We start from the raw sequence: 11,241 nt of genomic DNA on the forward strand, positions 1-11,241 counted from the left end.
GACTCCAAGAACCGTCATTTTACGGTAAAATCAAAGGAGTAAAGATTCTATCGTTTGGATTATTTTTTAAGATCCTATCATCAGCTATACTTAAAGAAAGAGGAAAAATGTATGAAGATCATCCGACAAATTGAAGTGTTTGCACCAGATTACTTAGGAAAAATGGACGTATTGATTGCCGGTGGGAAGATTTTGGCTGTAGAAGAACAGTTAGAAGGCGGCTACGAAGGAGTGGAAGTAGAAGAACTTTCAGGTGAGGGGAAAGTACTGACTCCAGGTTTCATTGATTGTCATTTCCATATTTTAGGCGGAGGAGGAGAAGGCGGTTATCAAAACAGAACGCCAGAAGTTACATTAAGTCAATTGACTACAGCTGGTGTAACGACAGTTGTCGGTTGCTTGGGAACAGACGGAGAAGGTCGAGATATGACTGCTTTGATCAGCAAAGCGAAAGGACTTGAAGCAGAAGGAATCTCCACTTATGTGTACGAGGGTTCGTACCGATTGCCGGTAAAAACAGTAACAGATTCGATCATTAAAGACTTTTTAACAATCGATAAAATCATCGGAATCGGAGAAATCGCAGTATCCGATCACCGTTCTTCTCAGCCAAGTTTTGAAGAATTTGCCCGTGCAGCAGCAGATGCTCGTGTAGGAGGCATGTTGTCGGGAAAAGCTGGGATCATCAATGTCCACTTAGGCGGAGGAAAAAGAAAGCTAGAGTTATTGACACGAATTGTAGAAGAAACAGAAATTCCGATCACACAGTTTTTGCCTACTCATGCGAATCGCACACCAGAATTATTTGAAGCTTGCGTGGCATTTGCTAAACGTGGCGGCACGATTGACTTCACCGCTAGCGAAGATCCTGATTTTTGGGAGAAGACAGATGGGGAAGTGCGCTTCAGTAAAGCATTGAAACGATTGATTGAGGAAGATGTTTCTTTAGATAATTTCACGATGACCTCAGATGGACAAGGAAGCTTGCCTTATTTTGATGAAAACAATCATTTCCTAGGGTTAGGAGTAGGAAGTGCCAAGGCATTGCTAGTAGGGATCAAAGAAGCTGTGCAAAAAGAAAATATTCCTCTGGAAATCGCCTTGCGAGCTATAACCAGTAACCCAGCACGTATATTGAAATTAGATAAAAAAGGAAAAATTGAAATTGGCGCAGATGCAGACTTGTGTATCTTGGACAAAGAAACGCTTGATATCGATACAGTTATTGCTAAAGGAGAAATAATGGTCCAAGAAAAAGAAGTCAAAGTATGGGGAACTTTCGAAAAAAGTTTTTGATCCACTATCTGACTCATCCTTTTTTAGAAAACGAGCGTTCTGTTTGTCTGTATCTGTTGTTGATGTTACCCTGAAAGTAGATCAATAAACAAATTAAGAGGAGGAAACACCATGGCAGATTTAAAAGGACGTTCTAAAGACATGAAAGACAAAGTAGTCGGTGAAGGAAAAGAAGCATACGGCAAGGCAACAGACGACAAGAGCAAAGAAACAGAAGGAAAAGCACAATCACTAGGTTCTGATATCAAAGAAAAAGCTCGTGATTTGGGCGATGAAATCAAAGACAAATTCTCTCGAAAAGATGAAAACAAATAAACAACGTTCATTACTAAATGAATCAAGCAAATAGAAATCCGAACCGTATCTGCTTCACAGATATGGTTCGGATTTCTTGTTTGAACGTTATCCTGTTTTTTAAACTTCTATTTTTTCAAATTCTTTATTTTTTAGTTCAAAGACTTCATCGCAACTTTTTGCTACTTCGACCTCATGGGTCACGATGATAATACAGCGATTTTGCTCATGGGCGATTTCTTGGAAAAGTTTGACGATATCTTGTGAAGTGGTCTCATCCAGATTCCCAGTAGGTTCATCAGCTACAATCAGTTGATGTTCGCAACAGATAGCACGAACGATAGCGACTCGCTGTTGCTGACCTCCCGAAAGTTTGGTCACCTGTTTTTTTGCTAATACTTCATCAATTCCTACACGAGCCAGTCGATCTAAAGCAACTTGTCGATAATTCTCGTGTTTGGTCTTAGTGATTTCCATTGCTGTTATGACATTGTCTAGAGCTGATAAATAAGGAAGCAAGTTATAAGCTTGGAAAATAATCGAGACATCATTTTTACGATAATTTCTTAATCCGATTTTGTTCAGTGAACGATCTTGATAGTATACCTTTCCTTCTTTTGGTGTATCTAATCCGGAAATAAGAGAAAGAAAAGTCGTTTTTCCAGAACCACTTGCTCCTAAAATAGCGTACATTTTTCCAGCTTCGAAATTCAGTTCTACATCTTTGTAAAGCGCATCTTGCGGATCTTGATACCAAAATCCCAATTGTTCTGTCCGTAACATCAAATTCCTCCTTTAATTTAATAGGATTTTTCTTGGGTTTAATCTTAATATCCCTATAGAAGCTAAAAAGACAGAAAGCAGGCTGATTCCAAATGCTACTCCGGCTAGTAGTCCTAATTGTGTAGGTTTGACATTGATTTCCAATTCGCTGACTTGATCAGAAACAGCAAATGGATTATTCGTGTTTCCTTGCTGACCACCACGTTGACCGCCTTGTCCGTTATCTGGCATTTGTCCACCGCCAGGAGCTTGTTGGTCTTGTGTCGTGGTTTCTGTCTGTTGGTCAAGTAGCTGCTGCCCCACGGCATTCGCGACGACGTTCCCGCTAATCGAAGCAACTCCTAATGCAAGAATCATACAAATAGCAACTTCGGTAAACAATTGGAGAATGATTTTACTTCTGGATTCTCCTAAAGATAACAAGACGCCTAACTCATGCCGACGCTCCCGGATGGTAATCATAATGATCAGAGTAAGTATGATAATACCGGCTACAGCCACTAGTAAAACAACATTTTTAGAAAAACTTGCCACATTGTTTAAAGGTTCCAACATTGACTGATACATGGAATCATTTGATTGTAAGCTAAATGTATCTGTGTCGATCAGCTTCTCTGCTCCTTCGAGAAACTCATCCATTTCATCTGGATCAGATAGAGTGTAAACAGCAGAATCTATCGTGTTATCGTCAGATGTCCCATTTAGTTCATTTGCAAAAGTATAAGAGGTGTAAAGTGTATTCGACGGATTCATGAAGTTGAATTTCATCCCCATACTGCTACTTGTTTCGCTAGATTCATAAATTCCTTTGACCGTCATTTCATAAGTGGTATCTTCATCTTCAGTACTTGTGATTGTGAAAGTATCTCCGACTGTCAGGTCATTTGCTTCTGCTAGCGTAGAATCAATGACTACGTTGTTTGTGCCTTTGTCGCTGTCATTTATTCCTTCACCATCCGTGATTTTTGCTGTTCCATCAGAAAAAGTACTATTTTGTGCAGTTGCTGACACACCGCTGATTTGAAAATCTGCTTGAGTCATTTGCGGATTTCCACCCATTCCTCCGGCAGGACCACCGCCTGCATCGGTAGTTTCTGAACTGTCTTCACTTGAATCAGAACTAGTGATGGCAGTTATTCCATCTTTTGCCATAGCTGAGGCGGAACTTTCAAAGGAATAGCTTTTTACATTATCTAATTTAGCTATTTTTTCCGCGTCCGTTAAGGATACTGGGGTAAGAGAAAAACTGCCCGGATCTGGACGTTCTTCAGCGGTAGAATTGCTTGAAGAAGTTTGTTCCTGTTTTTTAAATGAAGCTTCTCGATTGGCACTTAAAGTCACTGTTGCTCCAACTTCTTTTTGTGCTTGATTCGCTGCTTCTTCTGCAGCGCTTCGAATCGTGAGTCCAGCTAGCACAAAAATAAGAATGGCTGTGAACACGGCAAACAATAACAATGAACGTCCCCATTTTACTTTTGTACTTTTCCATGCACGTTTCATAAAATTCATATCTTGCATCCCTCCTAGTAGATGCACTTGATAATAGACAACCTATCTTAAAGCTAGCTTAAATCTTATGCTGTTTGCATATCATCAACACGAGGTTCTGTATATATATAAAGTCACTATAGTTATTGCAAAAAATGTGGTAAAATGAAAAAAGTATGTTTCAAACCGACGAAGAAGAGATGAAAGAGAAACAGCAAAAGAAATCCTAGATGTTACAGAGGAATTTTCATTTGCTTAGTGATTCTAACAATTGCTGATACTAGCGATTTAGTTCATTTGTTGTATAATAATGGGGAACAGCCGAATACTTATATAAGGATTCTGGCTATAGCGTTTCGCAAAAGATCCATTTTGTTAATGAAGTATATCCAAAATAAAATGCCCATCCAACTGTCAGAACGCGGATGTGCTGGTAATTTTCCTGCTGATTCTCCATAAGTTGAGAACTAGTGATTTTGCATGTGCTTCATTGGAATGGCTCGTAAATTTAGATAAAGAAGAAAATCGACATCTTTAAACTTGGATGTCATAAGAAGAGGTGAAATTTGTGAGTACCATTAAAATTATCCCATTAGGCGGCGTTCGCGAAAATGGAAAAAACATGTATGTCGCAGAAGTGGGCGAGGATATTTTCATATTAGATTGTGGGCTAAAATATCCTGAAAATGAGTTGTTGGGGATCGACGTCGTCATCCCAGATTTTACGTATTTAGAAGAAAACATTGATCGTGTAGCTGGTGTCTTTTTAACACATGGGCACGCAGATGCGATCGGGGCGCTTCCTTACTTGTTGTCGAAAATTTCTGTACCAGTATTTGGAACGGAGTTGACGATCGAGTTAGCAAAATTGAATGTCAGTCGTAACGAAGCAGCCAAAGGATTTAAGGATTTCCATGTGGTAGATGAGCATACAGAAATCGACTTTGGTGAAACAGTAGTGAGCTTTTTCCGTACCACTCACACGATACCAGATTCAGTGGGGATCAATCTGAAAACAAAAGAAGGTAGTATCGTTTATACGGGAGATTTTAAATTTGATCAAACGGCTATCCCGATGTATCAAACAGATTATGCACGATTGGCAGAAATCGGCAAAGAAGGAGTCTTAGCTTTACTGAGTGAATCGGCAAACGCAGAGAATCCTCAACCTGTAGCTTCTGAAGCTCAGATAGCAGATGAAGTATTTGATACGATCAAATATTGGGAAGGACGCATCATCGTCGCCTGTGTAGCAAGTAATTTGCAACGAGTGCAACAAGTATTGGACGCAGCAGAAAAAGCACAACGAAAAGTTGTCTTGACTGGTCAAGATTTTGAACGAATTATTCGAACAGCGATGCGTTTAGAAAAACTTCAATTACCAAGTGAAGATTTGCTTGTTACATTGAAAGACATGAAAAACTATGATCCAGAAGAACTGATCATTTTAGAAACTGGCCGAATGGGTGAACCCATCAAGTCTCTGCAAAAAATGGCAAACGGCACACACCGTAATGTCAAGATCGAAGAAGGCGATTTGGTTTATATCACTACTACGCCAAGCATCGCGATGGAAACAATCGTGGCGAAAACGGAAGATATCATTTATCGAGCTGGTGGAACAGTGAAATTGATCTCTGAGAATATGCGTGTTTCTGGTCATGCCAATCCTAATGATTTGCAATTGATGATCAATTTGATGAAGCCGACATATTTTGTGCCAGTTCAAGGGGAATATCGGGAATTAGCTGCTCACGCAGATTTGGCTCATGCAGTAGGGATGCCTTACAAAAATATCTATATTACTGGACGCGGAGATGTGCTGGAATATAAGAATAAGCGTATGAGTGTTGCAGGAACTACAAGTGCAGAAAATGTAATGATTGATGGTTTAGGCATAGGCGATATCGGAAACATTGTTTTACGTGATCGGAAAATCTTATCAGAAGATGGGATTTTCGTAGCGGTTGTCACTATCAGCAGAAGAGAGAAGAAAATCATCTCAAAACCTCAAATCACTTCACGAGGATTCGTTTACGTAAAAGCTAGCCGTGATCTGATGAAAGAAAGTAGCAGTATGATCGAAACTATCGTTGAGAAACATTTAGAAAGCAATGATTTTGAGTGGAGCAAATTAAAGCAAGACATTCGTGATCAATTAGGTCGTTACTTATTTGAACAAACAAAACGACGCCCGGTGATCTTGCCAGTCATTATGGAAGCTACTCAACGTCGAAATAAGAAATAAACAAAGAGTAAGATGGCTCTCTCTATAGAGCGCTCGTCTTGCTCTTTTTTTTGAGGGAAACAAATGATTTTTGAATACAGTATCCCTCGCTTTATAATAAACGATAGAATAAAGGGAGTGGATCAATGATGAGTCAAACAAAAGTCGAACGTTATTTAGAAGAGCAAAAAATCAGCTATCAACCACTTGATTTTAGTCATATAGTAGAGGGATCTTTCACAGAAGAACTACAAAAAAGAGGGATTGATCCAGCTTTGATATGTAAAACTCTCGTAGTAAAAGGGAACAAAACTGGGGTGATCATCGCATTGATTCCTTTGAATGATCATTTAGATTATAAAAAAACGAGACAAGTGACGAAAGATCGTAAAGTCGGTTTTCCTGGAATGGATTTTGTATTAACACATACAGGCTATCCTCACGGAGCGAATACCCCTATTGGAATAAAACTCGCACATCCTGATTATTGTTTTTTAGCAGACAGTTCTTTAAAAGAAAAAGAAGAAGTGATTGTGTCGAGCGGTGAAATCGGGAGAAGCCTCCAGATAAAAGTAGCTGATTTAGAAAAAATCGTCCATCCTATTTACGCTGATTTAATTAGTTAAGTGACGAGAAGGGGAGCCAAGCAGAGAGCTCAAACTTGAGATTATATCTGCTTGGTACTTGGTGCATCCTGTATTATCTGTTACAATTGCTTTGTGCATACTGTACTATCAATCTAATGAAAATATATTTAGTAACTATATTTTTTCATTGATATGCAAGTAATGAAATCGGTTTTAATAAAAAAGAGACAGAGAAAACGTGAGGTGTAGAATATGAAAATTACGTATCATGGACATTCTTGTTTAACGATTGAAATGGAAAATGGCCAACGTGTGATGATTGACCCGTTTATTACAGGAAACCCATTGTCAGATTTAACTGCAGAAGAAGTAAAGACAGATTGGTTGCTAATTACTCATGGACATAGTGACCATATAGGAGATATGATCCCTATTGCAAAAGAAAATCAAGCCACGGTTATCAGTATTGTTGAGATCGCTGATTATGCAAATAGCAGAGGAGTAGATTCATTCGGTATGAATATCGGCGGAAAACATGCATTTCCATTCGGCACAGTAAAATTCGTACATGCACAGCATAGTTCAAGCTATGAAGTAGACGGTATCGTTCAGTATATGGGTGAGCCTAGCGGAATCATTATCCAAGCAGAAGGCAAAACGATTTATCATGCAGGAGATACAGCTTATTTCAGTGATTTAGGATTGCTTGCAGAAGAATTCGATATTGATGTTGCTTTCTTGCCGATTGGTGATAACTATACGATGGGACCAGAGGATGCGGCTCGGGCTGCACAAACAATTCGTGCCAAGAAAGTCGTTCCAATCCATTACAATACGTTCCCTGTTATTGAACAAGATCCTGAATCTTTTGTAGCATTACTGGAAGGTAGCGAAGGAAAAATAATGAGCGTCTCGGAAACGCTGGAAGTGTAGGCAGAAAATGGCGACAAAACATGATTTGATTTTAGAATATATTGAAAGTTTACCTGTGGGCAATCGAATTTCTGTAAGAAGCATCGCAAAAGAATTGAATGTCAGTGAAGGAACAGCGTACCGTGCAATCAAAGATGCGGAAAATGTCGGACTAGTTTCAACGATTCAACGAGTAGGAACGATCCGTATCGAACGTAAATTAAAAAAACATATTGAACGTTTGACATTTGGCGAAGTCGTCCGAATCATTGAAGGGGACGTTTTAGGCGGCTCGGCAGGATTAGATAAGGTCTTGAATAAATTCGTCATCGGTGCGATGACTAAACATGCCATGGAACGCTATATTACACCAGGATCACTGATGATCGTCGGCAACCGAGCGGAAGTCCAAAAATTAGCATTGGAAGATGGCGCTGCAGTATTGATCACAGGCGGATTCAATACGACTGCTGAAATTGCAAAGCTAGCCGATGAACTTGAAATGCCAATCTTGCGCACCTCTTATGATACATTTACAGTCGCTACCATGATCAACCGAGCATTAAGTGACCAATTGATCAAAAAAGATATCATGCTTGTCAGCGATATCTACATGCCGGCGGAAAAGACACATTATTTGCATCAGATGGATACGATTTCTGATTATCAACGTTTGTCAGAAGAAACGCAACATTCACGTTTTCCAGTCGTTAACCGCCATCAACGTTTGATGGGGATTGTTACGGCAAAAGACGTTTTAGGGAAATCACCAAATCAGATCATTGATCGAGTGATGACGAAAGAACCAATCAGTGTAAAGAAAACAATGAGTATTGCTTCTGTTAGCCATCAAATGATCTGGGATGGGCTGGAAGTCATGCCAGTCGTTTCCGATGACTTGACATTGGAAGGCTTGATTACCCGGCAAGATGTAATGAAAGCGATGCAGCTTGTCCAGCGACAACCGCAGATTGCAGATACGATTTCAGATCAGATATCTGGAAATATCCATACAATTGATACCGATCGCGAAGGGAACCGTTTGGAAAACCCTAAGTTCAAATTTATAGTGACACCACAAATGGTCAATGGTGTTGGAACCATTTCTTTTGGTGTACTTAGCGAAATCATTTCTGATGCCGCACAAAAAACAATGGTGATGAACCAAAAACGAAATATCTTGATTGAACAAGTGAACCTACATTATTTGCGGCTGATCCAATTGGAAAGCGAGTTGGACATTCGTCCACGTGTATTGGAAATCGGCAGACGTTCCGCTAAATTGGATATCGAAGTATTTATTGAAAATACCATCGTTTCCAAAGCAATCGTTGTTTGTCAAGTAATGGAACGTTCTTAGAAAGCAGGAGTGAAATGACAGTACAGCAAGAAATAGTAGATACAATAAAAAAATACGATAAAATTATTATCCACAGGCATTTGCGTCCTGATCCTGATGCGTTAGGATCACAAGTAGGATTAGCCGAACTATTACGGGAAAGTTTCCCAGAAAAAGAAATACGACAAGTAGGTGAAACAATTGAAGGTCTTCGCTTTTTAGCAGAAATGCAAGAGGTTGAAGATGCCTTCTATCAAGGAGCGCTAGTCATCGTGACCGATACAGCTAATTCACCCAGAATCAGTGATCAAAGATATCAGTTAGCTGAAAAGCTGATCAAAATTGATCATCATCCCAATGATGACCCTTATGGAGATCTTGTGTGGGTAAATACAAAAGCAAGCAGTTGTAGTGAGATGATTGCAGAATTTGCTTTGATGTTTCCTGAATTATTTAAGATGAACGTGGAAGCTGCACGGTTACTTTATGCGGGAATCGTCGGAGATACAGGGCGCTTTTTGTATCCCTCCACGACGTCCCGTACATTAGAGATTGCATCGATATTGAGAAATTATCCATTTGATGCAAGTGCTTTGAATAGAGAGATTGAGCAAATGCCGATGAAAGTCGCTAAACTTTCCGGTTATCTTTATCAAAATATCCAGGTGGATGAAAATGGTGCAGGAAGAATAATCCTTCCGCAAGAAATTCTTGATAAATATGGAATCGATGATTCAGAGACGGCTTCAATCGTTTCTCTTCCTGGAGTGATCGACGAAGTACTAGCTTGGGGTATTTTTGTTCAGCAGCCTTCAGGACATTACCGCGTACGCTTACGTTCTAAGGGACCAGTCATCAATGAATTAGCGAAACGCCATCATGGGGGAGGCCACCCATTAGCAAGTGGTGCGAATGCAAAAGATTTAGCAGAAGTAGAGGAAATCTATAAAGAGATTCAAGACATTTGCCAATCGTATAAGAGTAGAGAAACGAAGTGACAACTTCATTCGAAAACGTTCCTTTTGTGGTAAAAATCACAAATGTATCTTTTCAACATCTTCTTTTTCCGTTACAATAGTGCTCACTAAAGATTTTAAAGGAGAAAGAAGATGACATTACCAAATTGCCCAGAATGCGGCTCAGAGTACACATATGAAGATCGAGGTTTGTTGATTTGCCCAGAATGCGGGAACGAATGGAGCAAAGAAGAACAAAAAACTGTCATAGAAGACGGATTAGTGGTATTAGATGCAAATGGAAACCGTCTGTCAGAAGGCGATAGCGTGACAGTGATCAAAGATTTGAAAGTAAAAGGTGCATCAGGTGCCATTAAACAAGGAACGAAAGTCAAGAACATCCGCTTAGTAGAAGGCGACCATAATATCGATTGCAAGGTAGAAGGATTTGGACCGATGAAACTGAAATCGGAATTTGTGAAAAAAAATTAAAGAATATTCAAGGTCTTTTCACATTCTTTTCTTGCTACTAATGATAAAATAGAGGAAATAAAAAGGAGTGAAACGACAATGTATGGTTATGGAATGTATGGTTTTTTAGATCCGACATTTCTTTTGGTCATTCTTGGATTAGCCATTTCCGGAATTGCGTCAGCTTATGTCAATAGTACTTTCCGCAAATATGATCAAGTGAGAAGCAAAAACAACGTGACTGGTACACAAGCAGCACAATATATATTGCAAAGCCAACAAATAAATAATGTTGGCGTTCAACAAATTGCCGGAGATCTCACAGATAACTATAATTCAGGTAATAAGATGCTGAGCCTGTCTCAAGCGACTGCGCAATCTACTTCAGTTGCTGCGATAGGTGTAGCAGCACATGAATGTGGACATGCGGTGCAAGATGCTTCGGGGTATGTCCCATTGAAGATCCGTGCGGCACTTGTTCCCGCAGCTAACTTTGGTTCGATGATTTCGTTCCCATTGATTATGGTAGGTGTATTGCTTAGTTGGAACTCTACGTTGATCAATATCGGGATTTTTGCTTTTTCTTTAGCGTTACTCTTCCAATTGGTGACATTACCAGTTGAATTCAACGCATCTCGTCGAGCAATCCAAATTTTGAGTGAAGGCGGACTGCTGACGGAAGAAGAAGTACCGATGGCAAGACACGTATTGTTTGCAGCGGCATTGACTTACGTTGCAGCGGCGCTTTCGACATTCTTGCAACTACTGCGTCTGATTTTATTGTTTGGCGGTAACCGAAGAGATTAACATAAAGAGGCTGGGACAGAAGCGTTTAACTCCAAGAAATAAGAAGGAATTCGCGAAAATTGCTTTTCAAATTTTTGTGAA

The 11,241-nt window shown here is 39.7% G+C and carries 11 protein-coding genes; 9 read left to right on the forward strand and 2 right to left on the reverse strand.

Features of this window, described 5'->3' with window-relative positions; all coding sequences use genetic code 11:
- Positions 1–111: 111 nt before the first annotated feature.
- Complete coding sequence (gene iadA / locus ESP02_RS04590) at positions 112–1,296, forward strand: beta-aspartyl-peptidase (protein WP_002315780.1); 1,185 nt, start codon at positions 112–114, stop codon at positions 1,294–1,296.
- 111 nt (positions 1,297–1,407) lie between these two features.
- A complete protein-coding gene (locus tag ESP02_RS04595; protein WP_002373888.1) occupies positions 1,408–1,611 on the forward strand; it encodes a CsbD family protein in 204 nt (67 codons plus the stop codon).
- A 99-nt stretch (positions 1,612–1,710) separates the two neighbouring features.
- On the opposite strand, the gene ESP02_RS04600 is transcribed toward ESP02_RS04595, so the two are convergent.
- On the reverse strand, positions 1,711–2,373 hold the full coding sequence (locus tag ESP02_RS04600) for an ABC transporter ATP-binding protein (RefSeq protein ID WP_002373886.1): 663 nt from the start codon (positions 2,371–2,373) through the stop codon (positions 1,711–1,713).
- A 12-nt stretch (positions 2,374–2,385) separates the two neighbouring features.
- Complete coding sequence (locus tag ESP02_RS04605; RefSeq protein ID WP_025478448.1) at positions 2,386–3,882, reverse strand: ABC transporter permease; 1,497 nt, start codon at positions 3,880–3,882, stop codon at positions 2,386–2,388.
- A gap of 547 nt (positions 3,883–4,429) precedes the next feature.
- Here ESP02_RS04605 and ESP02_RS04610 point away from each other — a divergent pair.
- From ESP02_RS04610 to ESP02_RS04640, 7 genes are all read left to right on the forward strand, one after another.
- Entirely contained in the window at positions 4,430–6,109 is a 1,680-nt protein-coding gene (locus ESP02_RS04610; protein WP_010732994.1) for a ribonuclease J, read from the forward strand.
- Between the two features lie 125 nt (positions 6,110–6,234).
- Positions 6,235–6,714: a YbaK/EbsC family protein gene (locus tag ESP02_RS04615; protein WP_002373882.1), complete on the forward strand. Its 480-nt coding sequence runs from the start codon at positions 6,235–6,237 to the stop codon at positions 6,712–6,714.
- 213 nt (positions 6,715–6,927) lie between these two features.
- Positions 6,928–7,608, forward strand: a complete 681-nt coding sequence (locus tag ESP02_RS04620) for a metal-dependent hydrolase (protein WP_002373881.1) — start codon at positions 6,928–6,930, stop codon at positions 7,606–7,608.
- Between the two features lie 7 nt (positions 7,609–7,615).
- Positions 7,616–8,947, forward strand: coding sequence for a DRTGG domain-containing protein (locus ESP02_RS04625; protein ID WP_002373880.1), 1,332 nt, complete (start codon positions 7,616–7,618; stop codon positions 8,945–8,947).
- Between the two features lie 14 nt (positions 8,948–8,961).
- The gene (locus ESP02_RS04630) at positions 8,962–9,924 is read left to right on the forward strand and encodes a bifunctional oligoribonuclease/PAP phosphatase NrnA (RefSeq protein WP_002291016.1); all 963 of its coding nucleotides are present in this window, start codon (positions 8,962–8,964) and stop codon (positions 9,922–9,924) included.
- 111 nt (positions 9,925–10,035) lie between these two features.
- Positions 10,036–10,374 (forward strand): zinc ribbon domain-containing protein YjdM, encoded by a 339-nt coding sequence (locus tag ESP02_RS04635; protein ID WP_002291014.1) that lies wholly within the window; start codon positions 10,036–10,038, stop codon positions 10,372–10,374.
- Positions 10,375–10,452: 78 nt separating this feature from the next.
- The gene (locus ESP02_RS04640) at positions 10,453–11,160 is read left to right on the forward strand and encodes a zinc metallopeptidase (protein ID WP_002373878.1); all 708 of its coding nucleotides are present in this window, start codon (positions 10,453–10,455) and stop codon (positions 11,158–11,160) included.
- Positions 11,161–11,241: the final 81 nt, after the last annotated feature.

The organism is Enterococcus sp. NBRC 3427, assembly GCF_007996925.1.
Classification (GTDB): domain Bacteria; phylum Bacillota; class Bacilli; order Lactobacillales; family Enterococcaceae; genus Enterococcus_B; species Enterococcus_B lactis.

What these genes read in the sequence shown, in the direction of transcription:
- iadA (WP_002315780.1), top strand. Translation starts at nt 112, where the DNA reads ATGAAGATCATCCGACAAATTGAAGTGTTTGCACCAGATTACTTAGGA.
- ESP02_RS04595 (WP_002373888.1), top strand. Translation starts at nt 1,408, where the DNA reads ATGGCAGATTTAAAAGGACGTTCTAAAGACATGAAAGACAAAGTAGTC.
- ESP02_RS04600 (WP_002373886.1), bottom strand. Translation starts at nt 2,373, where the DNA reads ATGTTACGGACAGAACAATTGGGATTTTGGTATCAAGATCCGCAAGAT.
- ESP02_RS04605 (WP_025478448.1), bottom strand. Translation starts at nt 3,882, where the DNA reads ATGAATTTTATGAAACGTGCATGGAAAAGTACAAAAGTAAAATGGGGA.
- ESP02_RS04615 (WP_002373882.1), top strand. Translation starts at nt 6,235, where the DNA reads ATGATGAGTCAAACAAAAGTCGAACGTTATTTAGAAGAGCAAAAAATC.
- ESP02_RS04620 (WP_002373881.1), top strand. Translation starts at nt 6,928, where the DNA reads ATGAAAATTACGTATCATGGACATTCTTGTTTAACGATTGAAATGGAA.
- ESP02_RS04625 (WP_002373880.1), top strand. Translation starts at nt 7,616, where the DNA reads ATGGCGACAAAACATGATTTGATTTTAGAATATATTGAAAGTTTACCT.
- ESP02_RS04630 (WP_002291016.1), top strand. Translation starts at nt 8,962, where the DNA reads ATGACAGTACAGCAAGAAATAGTAGATACAATAAAAAAATACGATAAA.
- ESP02_RS04635 (WP_002291014.1), top strand. Translation starts at nt 10,036, where the DNA reads ATGACATTACCAAATTGCCCAGAATGCGGCTCAGAGTACACATATGAA.
- ESP02_RS04640 (WP_002373878.1), top strand. Translation starts at nt 10,453, where the DNA reads ATGTATGGTTATGGAATGTATGGTTTTTTAGATCCGACATTTCTTTTG.